The sequence below is a fragment of the Plantactinospora sp. B6F1 genome, from assembly GCF_040120695.1.
GTDB lineage: Bacteria > Actinomycetota > Actinomycetes > Mycobacteriales > Micromonosporaceae > Plantactinospora.
Genome location: NZ_JBEEAC010000007.1, coordinates 186,777 through 208,553, shown reverse-complemented (window position 1 = coordinate 208,553; position 21,777 = coordinate 186,777). Strand labels below are relative to the sequence as shown.

Sequence of the window (21,777 nt, the reverse complement as noted above, 5' to 3'; positions counted from 1 at the left end):
TATGCTTGGGCAAGGACGAGGAGGCGGCGTTGTACCTCAGGAAGCGATGAGCGTGAAGGCCGAAGGAGAGATCCGCAGGCGAACTGGTGTTCGACGGTATCCTCCGAATGGCCGAAGTTCATCGACGAATGACGACGAGCCCTCGGCTCTGCGGCTGGCGGTCTATGGCGTGGCGACCGGTGTGACGGCGTTGTTGACCGCGGAGATGCTGACCCGGGCGCTCGGAAACCTGGGCGCGACGGCGAAAGTCGTTACCTTCGCCGTAACGGTGGCGCTGATCAGTGCGGCCGGGGGAATTTATTCCACTCCGATCCTGAATCACGTTCGGGAAGTCGAGGCGCGGGTCCGGCGGATCTATCACTAGTGCGGAGCTGTTCGGCCCGGCTCTGACAGACCTTCGTGACGGTCCGGCACACCATCACGCCGATTCCGGCGCCGGCCACGATCGCAAGCTTCGTCCAGTCGAGCCAGCCGATCAGGATTCCCAGGAACCCCAGGCAGACGGTGATGACGATGATCATCGCTGTCACCCGGAACAGCTTCCAGTTGTCGCTGACCGCCTCGTGCAGGAGGCGGCCGGGCCACGAGTTCGGTGGCTCGGCGCGCGGTCGATCCTGCCGTGCCGGCGGCTCGGCGCCCGGCTGATCCTGGCGGGCCGGGGTGGTCACGGTCGTACTCCGGGCAGGTCGTACCGCCGAGCCGGCTTCCGCCGGCCCGGCCGTACCCGTCGCCGAGCGAGCGTCGAGGTGATGGTCACTGAGGCACTCCGAGGGCAGAGGGCGGAGGCGCGTCGACCGGCCCGGCAATCGGCGACCCGCCATGACATGTGTTAGTCCGCCGAACGGATCAAGGGCAGATCCAGGTCCGCGAGGGTCACCGCGCGGGCACGGAGGTAATCGAATATCTTGACGAACTCGTCGACCTTGTCCGGCTGATCCCGGGTCGACAGGTCGCCCGCGGTGTTCTCGATGTACAGCAGGGAATCGCCGTACGGCTCGGGCAGTTCCAGCACCACGAAGCTGCCCCGTAGCCCCGGATGAGCCCCCGTGCTGGACGGCAGGACCCGTATGTCGACATTCGGCATCTCGGCGAGTTCGGCGAGATGCCGCAGCTGTCCGGTCATGATCTCGGGCTGGCCGCTCTCCGCGCCGACCGCCCGGCGGAGGATCCCTTCGTTGAGGATGAATTCAGCCTTGACGGCGTCGGACTCCTGGAGCAGCAGTTGCTTGCGTTCCATCCTGACCCGGACCTTGCGCTCGATGACCGCTTCGACCTCGCGACGGTCCCGTGCGGGCAGCAGATCGACCATGCGTACGGCTCGGAGTGTTGCCCGGGCATATTCCTTGGTCTGCAGCGGCCCCGGCACGACATTCGACTCGTAGTGCTTGATGTGATTGGCAAGACCTTCGAACTCAAGGAAGTGGAGGAATTCCTTGGCAAAGATGCTGCGGTATTCCCCGAAGTTCTGCTGGCGGGCCTTCTTTGCCATCTCCAGAAGCTCGGCGACAGTTTCGGGGTCGTCCACATGATAGAGCGGGAGCAGGGCCAGAAGATCTGTGCGGGTAATTGCGGACTCGCCGAGCTCGATCCGGTTGACCTTGGACTGGGACCAGTCGAGCTGGTTGGCCACGTCGGCCTGGGTCAGGCCGGCATCCGTGCGGAGGTGGCGGAGCCTCCGGGTCAACCTTCGACGCTCCGCAGCGGATCTTGGACGTTCAGTCATCGGGATGGGTCCTCGCGTAGAGTAGTTTGATCATCGGGTTACCCGCCATGCATTAATCGTACTGCAGTATGCGGAGTGGGTAATTCGCGAGGCTCCCGTTGGGCGCAGCCGTGACCTGCGTCACTTTGACTGGCTTACCTGGCCATCGACTGTGGAGCCGCCCTGGTCTGGACCTCCCACGGCTCGATGCTGATTACTCAGCGTCGTACCTTCGGCCGACTCCACGACGGAGGGTCGCTCCGGGACGGTGGTCGGCCGGACCTGATATACCCAGGCTACGCGTCGGTGTACCCGGGGTAACGCCGGGATGGCAGGGTGGATTCCCCGGCACTCGGGAAAGCGCTTCCTGGCTACCTCGGCCCTTAATGCAAAGGCTTTGCAGTGACGTATCCATGGCGATGGGAAGGCCTCCCGTGCCCGCTGTCGCGTCCTTCGAACCCGGGTATGCCCGACGATTCTTCGGCACCTGTCCGGATTGGACGACGGATCACAACCTGTCGAGATCCCCGGCGACCGCCCGGGTGGCCGGGTGGTCCTCGCCGAGTACCCGGGCGAGGGCGACACGAATAGCGGACAGATCGGTTACCGTGGCAGCAACTCCCCGCTCGACTCGCTGAAGCAGCGCCAGCCGGTACCGAATGGCCAGAGTGCTCGGATGGTCCGCACCGCAGCACTGCCGGCACACCTGGAGCGCCTGGCGGTATTCCGCCTCGGCCTCGCGCCGCCGTCCCCGCCGGGCCAGCAGATCGGCCAGGCCGTAGCGGGCCAGCGCGGTGTCCGGATGGGACTCGCCGAGCACGGCCGTCCGGTCGGCCAACACCGCGCGGTACTCGGCCTCGGCCTCCTGCCACCGGCCCCGGTCGGTGAGGACGCCGGCCAGGCTGTACCGGGTACGCAGGGTCTCCGGATCCCGCGCGCCGAGCGCCTCGGTACGCGCCTTCAGCGTCGTCCGGTACGCCGTCTCCGCCTGCTCCAGCATCCGCCGCTCCCACAGCAGCGCCGCCCGGTAGTAGTGCGCGGTCAGCCGCTCGGGGTCGTCCTCGAAGAGCCCGACCCGCCGGTGCAGCTCGTCCACCTGGTCCAGGAGCCGGGCGGCCTCCTCCTCCCGACCCAGGTGGAGCAGGAGCAGGATCCGGTCGCCGAGCACGCTCGCCGTGACCGCCTCCAGCCGGCGCAGCGCCTCGGGGTAACTGCCCTGCCGCTCCAGTTCGGCGGCGGCGTCGTACCCCTCGGTCAGCGCCCGGCCGGTCAGTCGCGGCCCGCCGGGCGGGGTCCGCGGCCCGGCCTCCGTCGCGGCCCGGTCCGGCAATCGTCCGGCCTCCAGGGTCTCGGCCAGATCCTCCCGTTTGATCGCGAGCAGAGCGTCCGGCAGCTCGTCAAGTCGCTTCCGCGCCTTCAGCCAGCGCCAGATCTGGCGCCCCTCCTCGCCGGTGGGAAACCGGTCCCGATCCTGCTCGTCGATCTCCAGCACGGTGCAGAGGTCCGGCCAGCTGCTGTGCAGGCGGCCGTAGAACTCCCGCTCGGCGGCGGCGGTGAACCCCACGGTCAGGCATCCTCGTCGAGCAGGTTCACCAGGTCCGGCCGGTCGAGAGCGAACAGCGCGTCACGCAGTTCCGGCAGCCGGCGGCGCACCTCCAGCCAGGACCAGATGTGACTCGCCTCCCGGCCCTGCGGGAGCCGGTCCACCTCGTCCGGACGCATGCCGAGCAGGTCGGCGAGCTCCGGCCAGCTGTCGCCGAGGCGGCGGCCGAAGTGCACCCTGGTCAGACCGGAGTAGCTGTCCCGGCCGGAGCCTCCCGGGCGTACCCCGGTCCTGGCCGGACCGGGTCCGCCGACACCGGCCGGGCCGCCCGGGCGATCGCGGCCCTCGGCGGCCGGTGGGGCCGGGCGTTCGTGGGTTTCGGCGGCCGGTGCGGCCGGACGTTCGCGGCCGTCAGTGGCCGGTGGCGGCGTCGGGTCGCGGTCCGACAGGCGCGGCGGGGCGACGCTGCCGGGCGGTACGGCGTCGACCCGGAGCGCGGGGCGTGGCGTGCTCGGCGGCGTGGTGTGGTCCACGGGCACGCTGCCGCCGTCGCTGCCGAGCGCCCGGACGGCCAGCGCAGCCAACTCGAAGTACCACCATCGTTCGGGTAACCCGGCGTCGCCGCGGCTGACGGTACGCAGCGCCGAGGCGGCGAGCACCAGCCGATGCTGTCGGGCCCACTCCTTGACCAGGCCGTACGGGATGGCCCAGCCGGCCGCCGCCACGTAGATCGCCTCGGCGACCTCCAGGTAACCGGCGATCGGCGGGGTACGCGGATAGCGGTCCGGGTCGACCACCAGTTCGGCCAGGCTCGACCGGAGCGCCGAGTACGGCGCGAGGCCGGGCAGCCAGCGGTCGGCGATCGCCAGTAGCAGCTTGACCGGGTCCCGGGAGACCGGGGTGGTGGGTGAGAACCGCCCCAGGTCGATCAGCCGGAAGTCGGCGGCCCGGATCTCCCGGTCCACCGGGATCAGGATGTTGCCGGGATGCAGGTCACCGTGCCCGTTGCCCCGGAACACCTCGATCTCGTCGGCCGGGCCGCCATCGCCGAACACCAGCGCGAACGGGTTCGGCAGCGGGTCTGCCCGGCCGGGCACCCGGACCAGCTCGGCCGGACTGCGCGGGTCGAGCCCGGCGAGCCGGGCGAAGTCGCGCAGTCCGGCCAGCTTGTCGGCGAGATCCGCCCGGAGGAACTCGCCGGGCGGGACGCTCTTGCTCTCCGAACGGGCGTCACCGGGCCAACCGTCCACGAGGGCCGTGACGATCGTGCCGCAGTACGCGGCGAGGTCGGCGTGGTCGACGAGGCTCTCCAGCGGCAGCATGGTGGAGACGTCGGCCTGGGCAACCTCCTGTAGGTGTAGCCACCAGGAACTTCCCGGCAGCGGGCCGACCCACTTGGTGGGAACCAGATGCCGGGTGTAGAAGTCGGCAGGGGTGCACTGCGCGGCCAGGTCGACGGCCCGCGATTCCGCGGTGGCCAGGTGTGGCGGCACCAGTTTGAGGATCGCCCCGTGCTGCGGGCCGCGATGCGGACGCAGCCGTACCGAGGCCACGTGGGACCCGCTCCGGCCGTCGGTGAACCAGCGGTGGAATGTGAGATCGAATGCCTGTCCTCTGATCCATTCCGAAAGGGCGGAAAACAGATCCTCGGGCAGAACCTCGGCCCAGGCGAGTGGGTTGGTAAGTCGACCGTGTGTCGTTTCGGCCATCGTCTGGACACCGTCCCGGCGGTTGGCGGCAAAGCGGCGGAGGGAGGAAGGCAGAGTGAGGAAGGTGGAGGGAACAGGGCAGCGGGAACAACGGCTCATCCCACCACACCCCCGACCACCTGGCAATCCATCCTGGACGCTCGATCGACGGCCAACCGCTTTCCCGGCCCGGCTACCCTTCAGCTATCTGATCAAGGAGCGTGAGATTGACCGGAATCGCCGCCCGCACCCCGGACGAACTGCCCGAGCCCACCACCACACCTCCCGAGCGCACCACCACACCTCCCGACGGCAGTGCCACACCTTCCGACGGCACTTCCCCGATCGGCAGCGACCCGGAGATGCCGGGTACGGCGAAACAGATTGATCTTCTTCGGTGGCATCTCGACCGGTACGACCGGTTGCGTGCCTCCACGGCGAGCCGCGCCTCGGTGGTGCTCAGCGCCAGCGCCATCCTGTCGGCCGGGAACGCCGTCGTGTTCGCCCAGTTGCTCAGCGGCTCCGTCGCCGACCGGCTCGGTCCCGCGTTGCTGGTGGTGTTCACCCTGGCCAGCATGGTGAGCGCCGGACTGGTCGTGCTGGCACTGCTGCGCGCGGCGAGCGTACTGGTGACCATCCGGCCGAGCCGGGCCCTGCTCGGCGGCTACGACGACCTTCCGGCCGCGCTGGTCTTCAACGGCAGCGACACCGTACGCCGGCTGCACTCCTTCGCCGAGTTCCGCTCGGCGCTGACCGGTCAACGCAGCGCGGAGATCCTCCAGGCGGCACAGGTCGAACTCTGGATCGGCATCCAGCAGCACCGGCAGCGGTACGTACGGCTCCGCGAGGCGGTACGGCTGCTGCGGTACGCCGCCGTGGCGTTTCTGGCCATTCTGGTCAGTGCCCTGGTCGGAAATCTCTTCCTACAGCTCTGACGCCTCCGGAGCCTTCAGCCGGCGGTCGGGAAGTAGCGGTCCAGCATCTCGTTGCGGAACTTGCCGGTCGGGTCGTACCGGTGGGTCAGCTTGGCGAAGTCGGCGTACCGGTCGTAGCGGTCGCGGAGCTGCCCCGGTGGGGTGACGAAGACCTTGCCCCAGTGCGGCCGGGGCGCGTACGGGGCGAGCCGCTCCTCGATCGCCGCCAGCACCGGCATCACCGCCTCGGTCTCCTTGACCCAGGTGAAGTGCAGCGCCACGCTGTCCCGCCGATGGCTCGGGCTCAGCCACAGCTCGTCGGCGGCGATGGTGCGGATCTCCGAGATCTGGAGTACGGCGGCGATCCGGTCGGCGATGCCGTCCAGCGCGGCCAGCGCCGCGACCAGGTGCTCAGCCGGCAGGAAGTATTCCGACTGGAGTTCCTCGCCACTGCTCGGAGTGAAGTCGAGCCGGAAGTGCGGCAGCCGGGCGTGCCACGGCCCCGGCACGCCGAGCTGCTCGGTGCAGTGCACCGCCGACATCCCCGGCACCGGGTGCCGGGGCTCGGCCGCCAGGGTGGCGCCGTGCCAGTACGGCTCGACGGCACCGGCACCGGCACCGGCGCCGATCGCGTCGACCCGGCGCTTCACCCACACCTGGTTGATCCGGGGACCGGTGAAGTCGGTGAAGAGGCTGACGCTGTAGCCGGCGCCGAGGATCTCGGCGGCGTGCGTGTCGAGCCGGTCGCGGGGCAGGTCGTCGTAGACGTACTGGGCGATCTCGAAGGTCGGGACGAGATCGAGGGTGAGCCGGGTGACCACGCCGAGCGCGCCGAGCCCGACCACGGCGCCGAGGAAGTCCTCGCCGTCGGCGTCCCGGCGCAGCGTCACCAGGTCGCCGTCGGCGGTGACCAGCTCCAGCGCGGCGACCGAGGTGCCGAGGTTGCCGTTGGTCGGCCCGGAGCCGTGCGTGCCGGTGGCGCAGGCACCGGCCACCGAGATGTGCGGCAGCGAGCCGAGGTTGTGCAGCGCGAAGCCGGCCCGGTCCAGCTCGCCGACCAGGTCGCCGTAGCGCAGCGCCGCCGAGACGGTGACGGTGCCGGCCGCCCGGTCGACCTCCAGCACCGGCGGCAGGCCGGCGACCGAGACGAGGTCACCGGTGGTGTCGGCGATCCGGTTGAAGGAGTGTCCGGTGCCCAGGACGCGGATCCGGTCGCTGCCGGCGACCAGCGACCTCAGCTCGGCCAGCGAGCCCGGCCGGTGCAGCCGGCGGGCCCGGAAGTCGACGTTGCCGGCCCAGTTGCGCAGCGGGGTGGTCATCGCGGGCCGTCAGTCGTGGTCGGGAACGAGTGCCGGAGTCCGCATCCGCATCATCCAGTGGCTGGTCGGTATCCGGGTGGCGTCGTCCACGACCTCGCCGTCGACGTCCGCGAAGGTCTCCCGGCCGAGCGCCACGAACGCCTCCGGGGTGCGGACGTACTCGCCACGGTCGTTCTTGGACATCCACCGGGAGATCGGATGCTGTCCCGGCACCAACGTGGGGTCGACGGCGATCACCCGGCCGCCCGGGGCGAGCGCCCTGGCCGAGACCCGCAACAGCTGCCGGCATTCGTCGTCGGAGAGGTGATGCAGCAGGCCGAGCAGCAGGATCGCATCGGCCGGCGGGATCTGGGCCAGGTGCTGCTCGCCGAAGACCTCGCAGCGGAACTCGACCTGGTCGCCGCCCCAGCGCCGGCGGGCGTGCGCGATGTACTTCTCGCTGGTGTCGAAGCCGTAGTAGCGGACCTTCGGCAGCCGCCCGAAGTAGTAGGCCGGGCCGCAGCCGACGTCGATGATCGTGTCGCCGTCGACCAGGGCGAGCTCGTCCAGGCAGCGGTAGCGGAGCCGATCCGCGCCCAGACCCTTCTGCAGGGCCACGTACAGCGCCTCGTGGCCGAGCAACCCCTTCAACGCCGCCAGCATCCGCGCCTCTCCTCGGCTCGCCGTCCGGACAACCCGCCCGCGGCACCAGGTGGCCCCGCGGGCGCCGGAACGACCGCAATCTACCACCGGCCGCCGACCCGACGGTGCCGGCCGGGTACGCGCTCCGGGCGTCCCCGACCGGCACCGCCCGCCCAGATCAAGAGCGACGCGCCGCGCCCCGCCCTGTGTGCGGACGCGGTCCGCGGTCTCCGGCGCCGGTCAGGCCCGGGCGAAGACGAGGACCGCGTTGTGACCGCCGAATCCGAATCCGTTGTTCAGCGCCGCCGGTACATCCATCTGCCGGGCCTTGTGCGCCGCGACGTCCAGGTCGAGGGCGTCGTCGGGGTCGTCGAGGTTGATCGTCGGCGGGATCACCCCGTCCCGGATGGCCAGGATGGTGGCGATCGACTCCAGCGCACCGGCGGCACCCAGCAGGTGCCCGGTCATCGACTTGGTCGCGGTCAGCACCGGATGGGTGCCGAGCGCGGACCGCAGCGCGACGATCTCGGCGATGTCGCCGACCGGGGTGGAGGTGGCGTGCGCGTTGACGTGCACGATGTCCGAGCGGTCGATGTCGGCGTCGGCGATCGCCATGTTGATCGCCCGGATCACGCCGCGTCCCTCGGGGTGCGGCTGCACGATGTCGTACCCGTCGGAGGTGAGCGCGGCGCCGGCCAGCCGGGCGTAGACCCGGGCCCCGCGCGCGGCGGCGTGGTCGGCCCGCTCCAGGACCACCGCACCGGCCCCCTCACCGAGTACGAAACCGTCCCGGGCCTTGTCCCAGGGCCGGGATGCGCGCTCCGGCTCCTCGTTGCGGGTCGACATCGCCCGCATCGAGGCGAACCCGGCGATCGGCAGCGGGTGCACCACCGCCTCGGTCCCGCCGGCCAGCACCACGTCGGCACGACCGGAGCGGATCATGTCGAGACCGAGCGCGATCGCCTCGGCCCCGGTGGCGCAGGCGCTGGCCACCGAGTGCACCCCCGCCTGCGCACCCAGTTCCAGCCCGACCCAGGCGGCGGGGCCGTTCGGCATCAGCATCGGGACGGTGTGCGGGGAGACCCGCCGCGGCCCGGATGCCTCCAGGATGTCGTCCTGGGCGAGCAGGGTCTGCGCGCCGCCGATGCCGGAGCCGACGCTCACCGCGAGTCGCTCCGGGTCGGGCGGCGAGTCGGCGAGGCCGGCGTCCGCCCAGGCCTCGTGCGCGGCGATCAGCGCGATCGCCTCCGACCGGTCGAGCCGGCGCAGTTTGACCCGGTCCAGTTTCTCGGTCGGTTCGACCGCGAGCTGGGCGGCGATGCGTACCGGAAGCTGCTCGGCCCACTCCTGGGTGAGCGGACCCACCCCGGAGCGGCCCGCCAGCAGGGCTTCCCAGGTCGACGCGACGTCCCCGCCGAGCGGGGTCGTCGCGCCGAGCCCGGTGACGACGACGTCGGGGCGCCTCATGATCAGGACTGCGCCTCGATGTAGCTGACGGCGTCGCCGACGGTCTTGAGGTTCTGGACGTCGTTGTCCGGGATCTTGACGCCGAACTTCTCCTCGGCTGCCACCACGACCTCGACCATGGAGAGCGAGTCGACGTCCAGGTCGTCGGTGAACGACTTCTCCTCGGAGACGTCGTCCGGGCTCACTCCGGCAACCTCTTCGAGGATCTCGGCGAGGCCGGAGGTGATCTCGTCACGGGTCATTCTGGTTCTTTCCTCTCCATGGATGGATGTCTACGGTGGCGAATCCGTCCGCCACCGCGGTATCAGCGTTCGACCGATGGACGTCGCCGGGGCGGATGCGCGGCCCCGGTCAGGGGCACCGGACGACCTGCCCGGCATAGGTGAGGCCGCCGCCGAAGCCGAACAGCAGTACCGGGGCGCCGGACGGCACCTCCCGGCGTTCGACCAGCTTGGAGAGGGCCAGCGGCACGCTCGCCGCCGAGGTGTTCCCGGACTCGACGATGTCCCTGGCGATCACCGCCTGCGGCATGTCGAGCCGCTTGGCGATGCCCTCGATGATCCGCAGGTTGGCCTGGTGCGGTACGAACGCGGCGATCTCCGACGGGGCGACGCCGGCCCGCTCGCAGGCCTTCAGGGCGAGCGGGGCCAGCGCGGTGGTGGCCCAGCGGAAGACCGACTGCCCCTCCTGCTGGATGTACGGGCGCCAGCCCTCGATCCGGACCGCCTCGCTGCGCTCCGGGACAGAGCCCCAGACCACCGGCCCGATGCCGTCCGCCTCGTCGTCGCCGGTGGCGGTGAGCACCGCCGCCCCGGCCGCGTCGCCGAAGAGGATGCAGGTCGACCGGTCGGTCCAGTCGGTGAAGTCGGAGAGCTTCTCCGCGCCGATCACGATCGCGTTGCGGGCGGCACCGGCCCGCAGGGCGTGGTCGACGGTGCCGAGCGCGTACGAGAAGCCGGAGCAGGCGGTGTTGATGTCGAACGCGCCCGGGGCGTCGATGCCGAGCCTGGCGGCGACCCGGCAGGCGGTGTTCGGGCTGCGGTCCACGGCCGAGCAGGTCGCGACCACGACGAGGTCGATGTCGGAGGCGGCCAGCCCCGAGTTGGCCAGTGCCTTGTCGGCGGCGGCGGCGGCCATGTCGGCGACGGTCTCGTTGTCGGCGATCCGTCGGGTGACGATGCCGACCCGCTCGCGGATCCAGGTGTCGTTGGTGTCGACGATCTGGGCCAGGTCGTCGTTGGTGAGTACCCGCGACGGCTGGTAGTGGCCGAGCGCGACCATCCTGCTCACCGGGCCACCGCCGGGCGGTGGTCCGGGTTCTTCGGGTGACCGGTCATGAGCGCTGTCCTCCGATGCGGGCGAGGGGCTGGCCCGGGGCTACCGGGTCGGCGTGCTGGGCGAGCCATCCGGTGAGTACGCCGGAGCCGTGCGCGACCACCTCGACCGCGCCCTGCCGGGTGGCGACGTGACCGATGACCTGTCCGGACTCGACGGCAGTGCCCTCGGTCAGACCCTCGGCCGGAGCGAAGGTGCCGGCGGCACCGGCCACCACCACCCGGAACGGCGCAGCCGGGGTGACCGGCCGGTGCCGGGACGGTGCGCCGTGCCGGGCGATCAGGTCGCGGGCCGCGGCCAGGTCGTCCGGCGAGTTCAGGGTGACGATCTCGGGGACCTGACCGGTGCCCTTGAGCTCCCGTTTGATCAGCCCGGCCAGGGTGCCCGCCGGGGGTAGCTCGATCACCGCGGTCACGCCGAGATCGGCGAGGTTCCGCACGCAGCGGTCCCAGCGGACCGGGGCGGTCACCTGGCGGACCAGGCGGTGCAGCATCTCCGGCCCGTGGCTGACGGCGGCGCCGTCGGCGTTGGAGAGCAGGATCCGGGCCGGGTCGTTCGGGGTGATCCCGGCCGCGACGCCGGCCAGGGCCCGCTCGGCCGGCGCCATGTACGGGGTGTGGAAGGCACCGGCGACCTTGAGACCGATCACCTTGGTCCCGGCGGGCGGGTCGGCGGCGAGCTTGGCCAGCCGGTCGACCGCGCCGGCCACCACCAGTTGGCCGGCGCCGTTGAAGTTGGCCGGGTGCAGGTCGTGTGCTGCCAGGGCGGCGAGCACCTCGTCGCCGTCGCCGCCCATCACCGCAGACATGCCGGTCGGTTCGAGGGCACAGGCGGCGGCCATCTCCCGGCCGCGTACGCCGGCCAGGGTGACCGCCGTCTCCGGGGTCAGTACGCCGGCCAGTGCCGCCGCGGCCAGCTCACCGACGCTGTGCCCGGCGGTGGCCGCCACCTCGTGCCTCGGCAGCTGTTCGGCGGCGAGCAGGGCGGCGGCGACCAGCAGTGGCTGGGTACGCGCGGTGTCCCGGATCTCGTCGGCGTCACCCTCGGTGCCGAGCCGGACGAGGTCGACACCGGCCAGCGCGGACCACCAGCGCAGCCGCGCCCGGCTGCTGGGCAGGTCGAGCCACGGGGTCAGGAAGCCGGGCTTCTGGGAACCCTGGCCGGGTGAGAGTACGGCGAGCACCCTTACGACTCTCCTGGATCATCCGCCCCGACGCGGTTGCCGTGATGTACCAATCCGTACTATCAGCTTTGTCAGAACCATACAAAGATCCATGGCGATCACGGACTTCTCGTCCCGTCTGTCCTATCCGGGCCTAGTGTCCCGTCCCAGGTCCGACCGGTGCGGACGGATCCAGCCGGCCGATAGTCAACGCCATCCGCAACGCGAAGGCGTCCCGGGCGGTCAGCGGGGAGAACCCGGTCACATCCGCGACCCGGCGCAGCCGGTACCGGACGGTGTTCGGGTGCACGAACAGGGACCGGGCCGCACTCTCCAGCACCCCGCCGGCCGCGAAGAACGCGTCCAGGGTCTCCAGAAGTTCGCCGCCGGCCCGGACCAGGGCGGCGTAGACGTCCTGGCGCAGCGACCGCCGGGCCTCCGGATCACCGGCCAGGGCCCGCTCGGGAAGCAGGTCGGCGGCGGCGACCGGGCGGGGCGCGGCGGGCCAGGCGGGCGCGGCCCGGAAACCGGCCAGCGCCGCCCGGGCCGAGTCGGTCGCCGAGTCCAGGCTCGGTACCGCCGGCCCGACCACCACCGGGCCGGGACCGAACCCGGCGAGCATCTTCGCGGTGGCGGCCAGCGGGTCGGTCGCGCCGCCGAGCACCACGACGAGGCGGTCGCCGTGCACCCCGCCGATCATCTCCAGGCCCAACCGCCGGGTGACCCGGTAGATGGTGTGCAGCACCGCGGCGACCTCGCCGCCCGGGGAGCGTCCCACCGCCACCGCCACCGGTGGGGCGTCCGACCAGCCCAGTGCGGCCGCCCGGCTGGCCAGCACGTCCGGGGAGTCACCCCGGAGCAGCGCGTCCACCAGCAGCGCCTGCAGACGGGCGTCCCAGGAGCCGCGCGACTCGGCGGCCCGCGCGTACACCCGGGCGGCCGCGAAGGCGATCTCCCGGGAGAACTTGAGGACCGCCTCGTGCAGCAGCCGCTCCTCGCCCGGCGCCGCCAGGTGCGGCACCTGCTCCTCCACCACGTCGATGGTCACCTTGATCAGGGCAACCGTCTGCTGGAGGCTGATCGACCGGGCCAGCGCCCGGGGCGCGGCGGCGAAGACCTCGTCCGGACTGTCCGCCAGCGCGTCGGCGCCGTTGTGGTCGTCGGCGTCCGGACGGGACCGCAGCCACTCGACCAGGGACCGGACGCCGGCCTGGGCGACCAGCATCACCCAGGAGCGCTGCTCGGCCGGCAGGTCGCGGAACCAGGGCAGGGTCTCGTCCATCCGGGCCACACTGGCGCTGGCCAACGTGCCCGCGGCCCGCTCGATCCGGCGCAGCGTGGCCGCCAGTTCGCCGTCGCCCGCCTCGCTCGCCATCGGCCCAGCGTGCCACGTGGAGTCCCGGGCGGCGCCACCGCCCGTGACATCATGTGCCGATGGTCGCCCGCCCCCCGCTGGTCGTCCCGCTGCTCGCGCTCGGCGGTTTCCTGCTGCTGCTCGCACTGACCGTGGCCGGTTGGGCGCCGCTGGACCGGCTCGACACCGCCGTCAGCGACGCCTTCCGGGCGTACGGCGACGCCAGCCCACGCACCGTCGACGTGCTGCGGAGCGCCACCGACGTGGCCGCCACGCTGCCGTTCCTGGCCGCCGGCCTGGCCGTCACGCTGGGGCTGGCCGTCCGGGAGGGACGCCGGGCGGCCACCTTCTGCGGCCTGGTGACGGCGCTGATCCCGCTGCTCTGGGGACTGATGCACCGGCTGGTGCACCACCCCCGGCCCGAGGACGGCTTCGTCGTGATCACCAGCAACGGATTTCCGAGCGGGCACACCAGCAACGCGGCGGCGGCGGCGCTGGTGGCCGTACTCCTGCTCCGACCCCGGCTCGGCGGGCCGGCCCGGGTGTGCACCGTCGCACTGGCCGTGGCCTTCGCGGCCTTCATCGGGTTCACCAGGGTCGCCCTGCTGGCGCACTGGCCCACCGACGTGCTCGGCGGCTGGCTGCTCGCGCTCGCCGTGGTCCCGCTGGCCGCCAGGGTGCTGCGGGGGTCGACCGACACCCCCCGGGTTCCCGAGCGCCACCCGGACCGGGCCGTCCGGTAGCGGGCGGCCGGAGCTGACCGCCGGCCACCTCGGCCGGTGGCGGGCCGGTCAGGGCGGCGGCAGGCCGAGTTCCTGCGCCAGGATCGCCGCCTGCACCCGGCTGCGCAGGCCGAGCTTGCCGAGGATCCGGCTCACGTGGGTCTTGGTGGTGCTCTCCGCCATCGTGAGCCGCTCGGCGATCTGCTGGTTGGACAGTCCCAGCCCGAGACAGGCCAGCACGTCCCGCTCCCGGGGCGTCAGATCGGCCACCGCCGTCCGGGCGGCCGCCGGGGTGGTCGGCGTGGCGGCGGCGAAAGCGGTGATCAACCGACGGGTCACTGCGGGGGCGATGATTCCCTCGCCACGGGCAACGGTACGCACCGCGTCGACCAGCCCGTCGGCGTCGGTGTCCTTGAGCAGGAACCCGGACGCGCCGGCCCGGAGCGCACCGAAGACGTACTCGTCGAGGTCGAAGGTGGTCAGCACCAGGACGTCGGCCAACCGCTCGGCGACGATCTCGGCGGTCGCCGAGACACCGTCGAGCCGGGGCATCCGGACGTCGAGCAGCGCGACGTCCGGGCGGAGCCGCCGGCACAGCGTCACCGCCTCCTCGCCGTCGGCCGCCTCGCCGACCACCGCCAGCCCCGGGGTGCCGGCGAGGATCAGCACCAGACCCGCCCGGACCGCGTCCTGATCGTCGGCGACCACCACCCGGATGACCCGGTCGGTTCCCGGTCCGTCCCCGGTCCCGGTCCGGTCACCGATGGCGGTGGCCCCGGCACCGCCGCCGACCAGGTCGTCGTGCCGCCCGGTCACGGCCGGACCGTCTGCGACACCGTCCGCTGGCCGGGCTGCCCGGCGCTACCGCCGGGGGCGAGCGCTGATCGGGCCGTCGGGCCGGGGGCGTCGACGTTCGGCAGTTCCGCGTGTACCCGCCAGTTCGCCCCGCACGGGCCGGCCTCGAACCAGCCGCCGAGCAGGGTCGCCCGTTCCCGCATTCCGATCAGTCCGGCCCTCGCCCCGGGCAGGTCGGCACCGGCCGCGACCGCCGCGCCCCGGGGCTCGTCGGGGTGGGCGAGCGGGTTCTCGATGGTCAGGCTGACCGACCGGTGCCGGTGGCTGATGGTCAGGGTGGTGGGGCCGGCGCCGTGCTTGAGCGCGTTGGTGAGCGACTCCTGGACGATCCGGTACGCGGCCAGGTCGACGCCGACCGGCAGCGGGCGTACGTCGCCGGTCATCTCGAACCGTAGCGCCAGGCCGGCGTCCCGGGCCTGGCCGACCAGCCGGTTCACCTCGGCCAGCCGGGCCCGGACCGGACCGTCGACCGTGCCCAGCCGGGCCGGTTCGGTGCCGGGATCGTTGCCCCGGCCCGGTGCTCGGCTCGACTCCCGGTCGGCGTCGGACCGGGCACCCGGACTGGCCTTCACACCCCCGGCCGGCCCTTCCGGCGACCGCTCCGGGGCGCCGGGCCGGTCCGGACCGTCCCCGGCAACGTCGGCCCCGGGGTCGGCCGGGGCCGGGTCGGGCCCGGGGTCGGCCGGGGCGGGGACTGGTTCGGCGTCGGCGGGTTCCCGGAGCAGGCCGATCATCTGCCGCATCTCGGCGAGCCCCTGCACGCTGTTCTCCCGGATCACCCGCAGCGCCTGGTCGAGCTGTGTCCGGTCCAGCCCGGAGACCGAGAGCGCGGCGGTGGCGTGGATGGCGACCGCGCTGAGGTGGTTGGCGATCACGTCGTGCAGTTCCCGGGCCATCCGGCTCCGCTCCGCCGCTATCGCCTGGCGCCGGTCGAGCTCCGCCAGCCGGGCGGTCTGTTCGGCCCGGGCACGCTCGGCGGCGGCCTGGTCGCGGTACTGCCGCAGGCCGATGCCGCTGACCACCGGCAGCACGCCGATCAGCACCACCGGGACTCCCAGCCCGATGCCCTGCCAGGCCGGGGACGCCAGGACGACCCCGATCAACACGGCGAGCCCGGTCAGCACCAGGTTGACCCGGAGCAGCCAGCGCCAGAGCATCGCCGACCCGTACACGCAGGAGTCGAAGAGCACCTGGGTGTAGACCAGGGCGGTGGCCAGCGACGACCCGTGGACGAGGTCGACGACCATGGCGACGGTGCCCAGCGCCAGGCCGAGCCGGGTCGCCACCCGGCGCAGCGCCACCGCCAGGCAGGTGACTGCCAGGGTGCCGACGGAGAGTCCGGGCGGGGCGTCCAGCAGGCTGGGGCTGAGTGGGTTGTAGATCCCGAGCGCCAGCATCAACAGCCCGCCCGCCAGGGACGCGGACGCCACCGCGACGTCCCGGGACAGGGACCCGCGCTCCAGACTCAGCCGTGCGGTCACCCCTCGATCCCATCACACCGGCGCGCCGTTCCCGTCGGCCTCGACGACGAGACGGGCCGGTCAGGGTCCGTCGAAGGGTGTAGGCGTACCTCTTTCGGCGGATCCGGATCTCGACACCGGTACGGAGGCCGTGGCGGGTCGCCCCGACCAGACTGGTGGCAGTGACCGTACGACGGCCTCCGGGGGAGCGCCGCCATACCGGAAAAGACCGTGGTGCGACGATCGGGGGGTACGGGATGCTGGCGGTGATCGCCGCGGGCGAGATCGGATTCTGGGTACTGCTCGCTGCCGGCCTGATCGCCCGTTATCCGCTCCGGATGCCCCGGCTGGGCGCTCTGCTGCTGCTCGGTACGCCGTTGATCGATCTTGTGATCCTGGTCGCTACCGTCCTCGACCTGCGTGCCGGTGCCACCGCCGACTTCACGCACGGACTGGCCGCGGCGTACCTCGGCTTCTCGGTCGCCTTCGGGCACAGCATGATCCGCTGGGCCGACCAGCGGTTCGCGTACCGGTTCGCGGGCGGGCCGCCGCCGACGAAGCCGCCAAGTGGCGGCTGGGCCAGGGCCCGGTACGAGTGGCGGGAGTGGGCCAAGGGCCTGCTGGGCTGGGCCATCGCCTGTGGGCTGCTCTGGCTCGGCATCCTCATGGTCGGCGACCCGGACCGCACCGCCGAGCTACAGGCCTGGATCATGCGGCTGACCGCGGCGATCGTGATCTGGCTCGTCGCCTTCCCGGTCTGGGCGACCGTCTTTCCCAAGCGCACCGCGCAGAAGTGACCGCCGGCTGCTCTCCGTTGGCCGAAGGTTGACCAGTTCGTGACCTGGATCTTCCACAGGCTGGAAATGCTGGGGTTTCTCGCCACAGCGGCGTCGAACTCGTCGTCCGGGACCAGTACGGTGACATGGTCCCGGTGATGCGCTTTCCCGCACTGGCTCACCGTCAACGGTGTGGGTGCCACCGCACGGCGGGGCGAGCGCCCACCGGCGGCGAGTGTGAGGAGGCCTGGATGGCGCATGACGCCGAGCGTGGCTGTTCGGAGGACGGGCAGGACTCGCTGCTTGGCGATCGTGGGCCGCTGCCCCCGCTCGGCCCGGTCGGCCGGTTCCGTTGGGTCTGTGGCGCCACCGCCGGGCTGCCGGCGAGTCCGCTGGACGGGACGCCCGGCAGGTCCGGTGCCGAGCCCACGGATCCCCGGTCGGTCGCCGACCCGGTCGAACCGCCGGGTCCGGCGCGGCCGGCGGCGAGGGCCGGGGCGCGTCCAGCCGGACCGGCGGCACCCGACGACCAGACCGGGACGTGTCATCCCGCGGAGCCGGGGGAGGGGGCAGTGCTGGCTTCCGCCCCGGACGGCTCGGAGCATCCCGTGACCGATCCGGGAAGTCTGGGTGAACGGTCGTCGAGGCTGGTTCCCCGGCCCCGCACGGCGGAGCCGGACGGCGACGGCCCGGGGCAGCGCACCGAGGCGGCCACCGCGCCGGTAGAACCGGACGGGTCGGTGCGGTCATCGCCGGACGAGCCGGCCGGCCGGCGTACGCCGGGTTGTCAGACCGACCTGCCGGGCTGGGCCGGGGCGCACCGGCACGGCGCGGTACGCCCGTCGCCGCGCCCCGTCCGGCGGGACCGTCCACCGCGCCGCTGGTGTTGATCCCTGCCGGACAGACCGGCCCCGGGTTGACTGCTGCGAGTTTGACTGGTGCCAGGCTGACCGCTGCCGGGTTGGCGCCCTGTTGAGCCCGCCCGTCGCGGGGCCCGCTCTCCGTGGCCTGCCCGACCGGTACTCTCCGTATCCTGCCCGACCGTTCCGGTCAGCGGGTCCGGCGCCGCACCAGCAGCGCGATGCCGGCGAGCCCGAGCGTGATGGAGACCAGCACCGCGCCGTTGAGCAGCATCAACTGCCGCAGCTCGCCGAGCAGGCGGTCGACGTCCTCACCGGTGCCGATCGCTTCGTCGGGGATCACCCGTTCGCCGCCGCCGATCCCGCCACCGTGCAGGGTGGTGATGTTCTGCTCGGGCAGCGGGGCACCGGCCGCGAGCAGGGTCTCCGCCATGGTCAGCCGGCCGAAGAACCAGGCCGCGCCGGGCCGGCTCTTGTCCGGCTGCTGGGCCGGCCGGTGGACCCGCGGCCCGCCCTTGGCCAGCGGGTAGAGGTCGTAGGTCTGCTGGGCCGCATCGCCGGCGTGCACCGCGAGGGTGTACTTCGGACCCAGATCGGCGGCCTTCAACGCCCCGGTGTTGCCCCCGCCGGTCCTCAGGAAGCCGACCTGGTCGAGGAGTGCGGCGAAGAGGTCCGGCTTGCCCTGCGCCGGGACGGTCAGCGGGGCCGGCAGGTCCTTGCCGCTGAGCACGACCGCCGTCGGCTTGGCGGGTTTCGCCTGTGCGGCCGGCTTCGCCTGTGCGGCGCCCGCGATCCCGAGCCAACTCGCCGCTGCGACCAGCAACGTCGCCACGCCGACGAGTCGACGACTCACCTCTGCGGCCATCGCCGACCTCCTCGCCCCGTCTCGATGGTGGCCATGATGCAGGTCACGCGCTGGTTGGTCGGTGGAGTGCACGATAGTGTCCCGGATGGACCTGCCGTACTCACTACAAAGACTCCGCAGAACGCCGCTCGGTTGCACCTGAACGAGCAGTTATTGGAACTATCTGCGATCTAGGGCCGACTAAGTGGCGAGCCGTTGATCAGTTGGGCGAAATCGTAGCCGGATGGAGGCAATCATGGGGGCCCGGGTCACCCGTGTCGGGACGCTGGCACTCAGCGTGGTGGTGGTGGCGCTGAGCGTACTGTTGCCGGCCAGTCCCGCCGCGGCGCACAACTCGCTGACCGGTAGCGATCCCCGCAACGGCGCCCGGCTCGACAAGGCTCCGGCGAACGCTCGGCTGACCTTCCTGAACAAGCTCGATGCCGCCACGACGCGGGTCACGGTGACCGGCCCGGACAACGTCGACGCGGCGGCGGGGAAGCCCGTCTTCGCCGGCTCCCGGGTCACCGTGCCGGTCCGGCCGGGGGCCGCCGGGCTCTACATCGTCCGGTATCAGGTCGCCTCCGCCGACGGGCACCCGGTGAAGGGCGAGGTCCGGTTCACCCTCACCGTGGGCGCCACCCCGACCGCCTCGCCCTCGGCGGCCGCGCCGACCCCCTCCGTCCCGGCCAGTTCCGCACCGGCCGCCGCGCCGTCGACGGCCGATGCCGGACCGCTCAGCCCCACCGCCGACCCGGGCGGTACGGCGTGGTGGCCGTGGGTCGCCGGTGCGGTGCTGGTGCTGCTCGCGCTGGCCGGCGCGGTGCTGTTCCGCCGCCGGAGTTCAGGCCGCTCCGGTTCGCCGAACTGAGGTCCGCCAACCGGCGACCGGCGACCGGCGACCGTCCGTGGGCGGTGCGGCGCGACGCCGTGGGTCAGCTCTGGCACCACTGCGGCGCACCCAGCCGGTCAGTAGGAGAAGGCGGGTGACCAGGTCGAGGCCGAGGCCGGACGGGCCACAAGACGATCCAGCGCGGCGGCCAGGGTGGTCAGCAGGACCGCGAGGACCAACCACCGCTCAGACCAGCCGGAGTCGGGCAGCGCGCAACCGGGTGAGGGTACGCTCCCGGCCGAGTACGGCCAGCGACTCGAAGAGCGGCAGCCCGACGCTGCGACCCGTGACGGCGACCCGGACCGGCGCCTGCGTCTTGCCGAGCTTCAGTCCCCGGCGGGCGCCGACCTCCTCCAGGGTGGCCTTCAGCGGCTCCGCCGACCACTCCGGCAGGGCCTCGAAGGCGGTGATCGCCTCGTCCAGCAGGTCGGCGGAACCCTCCTTCATGCTCTTCGCCCAGGCCGCCTCGTCGATCAGCGGCGAGTCCAGGAAGAGGAAGTCGACGTTCGGCACGATCTCGCTGAGTACCGCGATCCGGGTCTGGGCCAGCGGCGCCACCGCGGCGAACGCGGCGGGGTCGAACTCCGCCGGCTGCCAGGGCGGCGGGGCGATGGTCTCGGTACCGGTCAGCCACGGCTGGCAGGCCGCGACGAACTCGTCGACCGGCAGCGCCCGGATGTACTCGCCGTTGAAGGCGCGCAGCTTCTTCTCGTCGAAGAAAGCCGGTGACGGGTTTACCTCGGCGAGCCGGAACTCGGACTCGATCACCGACCACGGCACGATCTCCCGGTCGCCCGAGGGTGCCCAGCCGAGCAGCATCAGGTAGTTGCGCATCGCGTCGGCGAGGTAGCCCTCGTCCCGGTACGCCTCCAGGGCCACCTTGTCGCGCCGCTTGGAGAGCTTCTGCCGCTTCTCGTTGACCACCACCGGCACGTGCGCCCAGACCGGCGGCTTGACCCCGAGCGCGTCCCAGAGGAGTTGCTGCTTGGGGGTGTTCGGCAGGTGCTCCTCGGCCCTGATCACGTGCGTGATGCCCATGGTGAGGTCGTCCACGACGTTGGCCAGCAGGAAGACCGCCGACCCGTCGCCCCGGGCGATCACGAAGTCCTCGATCAGCCTGTTCTCGAAGGTGGGCTCGCCGCGGACCAGGTCGACCACCACGGTCTCGCCCTCGTCCGGGGTACGGAACCGCAGCGCCCGCCCCGGGCCCGACTCCAGGCCGCGATCCCGGCAGAAGCCGTCGTACCCCTGGTACTGCGAGCCGGTGCGGGCCTGGATCGCCTCGCGGGTGCAGTCGCAGTAGTACGCCCGGCCGGTGGTGTACAGCCGGGTCGCGGCGGCGCGGTGCTCGCCCGCGTTCGCGGACTGGAAGTGCGGTCCCTCGTAGCTGCCCCGCTTGATCCCGATCCAGTCCAGCGCGGAGAGGATCCCCTCGGTCCACTCCGGTCGGTTGCGGGCGGCGTCGGTGTCCTCGATCCGCAGCACGAAAACACCGCCCTGCTGCTTCGCGAAGATCCAGTTCTGCAGCGCGGATCGGGCGCCGCCGACGTGGAACATTCCAGTCGGGGAAGGGGCAAAGCGTACGCGTACCGTCACGGGCTCCAGCCTACGCACGCTCCCGGGGCGACCGGCCACCAGGTTTCCCGCCGCCCCTTCTGGCGCCCCGCCCGCCGCCCCGCCCGGCGGCACCCTGTCCCGGCGAACTTCACGGCGGTAGTTCCCTCCGGCGTGTCGGTAGCCAATCGTCCGTTTTTGTCGGTAATCGTGAATAAGCTGCCAATGGTCACGGGTTGTCCGCAATGGAGGCGACTGAGGATGATGCTCATCGAACGCAGCACGCGGGTCTCCGCACCGATCGAGGCGGTGTGGGACCTGGTTCAGCGGGCCGAACACCTGCCGGGCTGGCTGGCCGGAGTCCGACAGGCGGAGGTGCTCTCCGGGGAGGGCATCGGCCGCCGCCAGCGGGTGCACGCGGCGGGCCGGGCGCTGGACGCCGAGGTGATCGCGTACCAGGAGCCGACCCTGATCGCCTGGCGCGAACGGGCCGAGGGCGCGGGTGCGCGGGCCGAGGCGCGCACCGAGGTCTACGTCGAACTCGCCCCGGAGGAGGACGGCACCTCGGTACGGCTGATCATGGTCCGCTGGCCGGCCGGCCCGGTCAGCGGGGCACTGCTGCGCTGGGGGATGCGCCGGGTCGGTGCCGACCTCGAAGGATCGCTGGCCCGGCTCACCGGGCTGGCCACGGTCGGCTGAGAGGCGGGCC

General features: G+C 72.2%; 21 protein-coding genes. 6 read left to right on the top strand and 15 right to left on the bottom strand.

What is annotated here, in order from left to right; genetic code table 11:
• Nucleotides 1-278: 278 nt before the first annotated feature.
• From ABNF97_RS12850 to ABNF97_RS12835, 4 genes are all read right to left on the bottom strand, one after another.
• The gene (locus ABNF97_RS12850) at nucleotides 279-668 is read right to left on the bottom strand and encodes a hypothetical protein (protein ID WP_130460900.1); all 390 of its coding nucleotides are present in this window, start codon (nucleotides 666-668) and stop codon (nucleotides 279-281) included.
• Nucleotides 669-829: 161 nt separating this feature from the next.
• Nucleotides 830-1,723 carry a helix-turn-helix domain-containing protein gene (locus ABNF97_RS12845; RefSeq protein WP_349338650.1) on the bottom strand — a complete coding sequence of 298 codons (894 nt, stop codon included), beginning with the start codon at nucleotides 1,721-1,723 and terminating at the stop codon, nucleotides 830-832.
• Between the two features lie 487 nt (nucleotides 1,724-2,210).
• Nucleotides 2,211-3,266, bottom strand: coding sequence for a tetratricopeptide repeat protein (locus tag ABNF97_RS12840; RefSeq protein WP_130460898.1), 1,056 nt, complete (start codon nucleotides 3,264-3,266; stop codon nucleotides 2,211-2,213).
• Nucleotides 3,267-3,268: 2 nt separating this feature from the next.
• Nucleotides 3,269-4,798 carry a hypothetical protein gene (locus ABNF97_RS12835; RefSeq protein ID WP_349338649.1) on the bottom strand — a complete coding sequence of 510 codons (1,530 nt, stop codon included), beginning with the start codon at nucleotides 4,796-4,798 and terminating at the stop codon, nucleotides 3,269-3,271.
• 362 nt (nucleotides 4,799-5,160) lie between these two features.
• On the opposite strand from ABNF97_RS12835, the gene ABNF97_RS12830 reads away from it, so the two are divergent.
• Nucleotides 5,161-5,868: a hypothetical protein gene (locus tag ABNF97_RS12830; protein WP_130460896.1), complete on the top strand. Its 708-nt coding sequence runs from the start codon at nucleotides 5,161-5,163 to the stop codon at nucleotides 5,866-5,868.
• Between the two features lie 14 nt (nucleotides 5,869-5,882).
• Here the strand turns inward: ABNF97_RS12830 and ABNF97_RS12825 are convergent, their stop codons facing one another.
• From ABNF97_RS12825 to ABNF97_RS12795, 7 genes are all read right to left on the bottom strand, one after another.
• The gene (locus ABNF97_RS12825) at nucleotides 5,883-7,166 is read right to left on the bottom strand and encodes a D-arabinono-1,4-lactone oxidase (protein ID WP_349338648.1); all 1,284 of its coding nucleotides are present in this window, start codon (nucleotides 7,164-7,166) and stop codon (nucleotides 5,883-5,885) included.
• Nucleotides 7,167-7,175: 9 nt separating this feature from the next.
• Nucleotides 7,176-7,808 carry a methyltransferase domain-containing protein gene (locus tag ABNF97_RS12820; RefSeq protein WP_130460894.1) on the bottom strand — a complete coding sequence of 211 codons (633 nt, stop codon included), beginning with the start codon at nucleotides 7,806-7,808 and terminating at the stop codon, nucleotides 7,176-7,178.
• A 219-nt stretch (nucleotides 7,809-8,027) separates the two neighbouring features.
• Nucleotides 8,028-9,254, bottom strand: coding sequence for a beta-ketoacyl-ACP synthase II (gene fabF, locus ABNF97_RS12815; RefSeq protein WP_130460893.1), 1,227 nt, complete (start codon nucleotides 9,252-9,254; stop codon nucleotides 8,028-8,030).
• Between the two features lie 2 nt (nucleotides 9,255-9,256).
• Nucleotides 9,257-9,496, bottom strand: coding sequence for an acyl carrier protein (locus ABNF97_RS12810; protein ID WP_130460892.1), 240 nt, complete (start codon nucleotides 9,494-9,496; stop codon nucleotides 9,257-9,259).
• A gap of 109 nt (nucleotides 9,497-9,605) precedes the next feature.
• A complete protein-coding gene (locus ABNF97_RS12805; RefSeq protein WP_349338697.1) occupies nucleotides 9,606-10,535 on the bottom strand; it encodes a beta-ketoacyl-ACP synthase III in 930 nt (309 codons plus the stop codon).
• Between the two features lie 52 nt (nucleotides 10,536-10,587).
• Nucleotides 10,588-11,772 (bottom strand): acyltransferase domain-containing protein, encoded by a 1,185-nt coding sequence (locus ABNF97_RS12800; RefSeq protein ID WP_349338647.1) that lies wholly within the window; start codon nucleotides 11,770-11,772, stop codon nucleotides 10,588-10,590.
• Between the two features lie 133 nt (nucleotides 11,773-11,905).
• A complete protein-coding gene (locus tag ABNF97_RS12795; RefSeq protein WP_130460890.1) occupies nucleotides 11,906-13,126 on the bottom strand; it encodes a helix-turn-helix domain-containing protein in 1,221 nt (406 codons plus the stop codon).
• A 59-nt stretch (nucleotides 13,127-13,185) separates the two neighbouring features.
• Between ABNF97_RS12795 and ABNF97_RS12790 the strand changes: the two genes are divergently transcribed.
• The gene (locus ABNF97_RS12790) at nucleotides 13,186-13,848 is read left to right on the top strand and encodes a phosphatase PAP2 family protein (RefSeq protein ID WP_349338646.1); all 663 of its coding nucleotides are present in this window, start codon (nucleotides 13,186-13,188) and stop codon (nucleotides 13,846-13,848) included.
• A 48-nt stretch (nucleotides 13,849-13,896) separates the two neighbouring features.
• On the opposite strand, the gene ABNF97_RS12785 is transcribed toward ABNF97_RS12790, so the two are convergent.
• Nucleotides 13,897-14,592, bottom strand: coding sequence for a response regulator (locus ABNF97_RS12785; RefSeq protein WP_349338696.1), 696 nt, complete (start codon nucleotides 14,590-14,592; stop codon nucleotides 13,897-13,899).
• Nucleotides 14,593-14,639: 47 nt separating this feature from the next.
• Nucleotides 14,640-16,163 carry a sensor histidine kinase gene (locus ABNF97_RS12780; protein ID WP_349338645.1) on the bottom strand — a complete coding sequence of 508 codons (1,524 nt, stop codon included), beginning with the start codon at nucleotides 16,161-16,163 and terminating at the stop codon, nucleotides 14,640-14,642.
• 236 nt (nucleotides 16,164-16,399) lie between these two features.
• Here ABNF97_RS12780 and ABNF97_RS12775 point away from each other — a divergent pair, with 236 nt between their 5' ends.
• Nucleotides 16,400-16,939: a hypothetical protein gene (locus ABNF97_RS12775; protein WP_349338644.1), complete on the top strand. Its 540-nt coding sequence runs from the start codon at nucleotides 16,400-16,402 to the stop codon at nucleotides 16,937-16,939.
• A gap of 230 nt (nucleotides 16,940-17,169) precedes the next feature.
• Nucleotides 17,170-17,808 carry a hypothetical protein gene (locus ABNF97_RS34155; RefSeq protein WP_502930480.1) on the top strand — a complete coding sequence of 213 codons (639 nt, stop codon included), beginning with the start codon at nucleotides 17,170-17,172 and terminating at the stop codon, nucleotides 17,806-17,808.
• Between the two features lie 160 nt (nucleotides 17,809-17,968).
• On the opposite strand, the gene ABNF97_RS12765 is transcribed toward ABNF97_RS34155, so the two are convergent.
• Nucleotides 17,969-18,643, bottom strand: coding sequence for a hypothetical protein (locus tag ABNF97_RS12765; RefSeq protein ID WP_349338643.1), 675 nt, complete (start codon nucleotides 18,641-18,643; stop codon nucleotides 17,969-17,971).
• A 223-nt stretch (nucleotides 18,644-18,866) separates the two neighbouring features.
• Between ABNF97_RS12765 and ABNF97_RS12760 the strand changes: the two genes are divergently transcribed.
• On the top strand, nucleotides 18,867-19,493 hold the full coding sequence (locus ABNF97_RS12760) for a copper resistance CopC family protein (RefSeq protein WP_349338642.1): 627 nt from the start codon (nucleotides 18,867-18,869) through the stop codon (nucleotides 19,491-19,493).
• 207 nt (nucleotides 19,494-19,700) lie between these two features.
• Here ABNF97_RS12760 and gltX read toward each other — a convergent pair whose 3' ends face one another.
• Nucleotides 19,701-21,110, bottom strand: a complete 1,410-nt coding sequence (gene gltX / locus ABNF97_RS12755) for a glutamate--tRNA ligase (RefSeq protein WP_349338641.1) — start codon at nucleotides 21,108-21,110, stop codon at nucleotides 19,701-19,703.
• 219 nt (nucleotides 21,111-21,329) lie between these two features.
• Between gltX and ABNF97_RS12750 the strand changes: the two genes are divergently transcribed.
• Nucleotides 21,330-21,767 carry an SRPBCC family protein gene (locus ABNF97_RS12750; RefSeq protein WP_130460884.1) on the top strand — a complete coding sequence of 146 codons (438 nt, stop codon included), beginning with the start codon at nucleotides 21,330-21,332 and terminating at the stop codon, nucleotides 21,765-21,767.
• The last annotated feature ends 10 nt before the right edge of the window (nucleotides 21,768-21,777 follow it).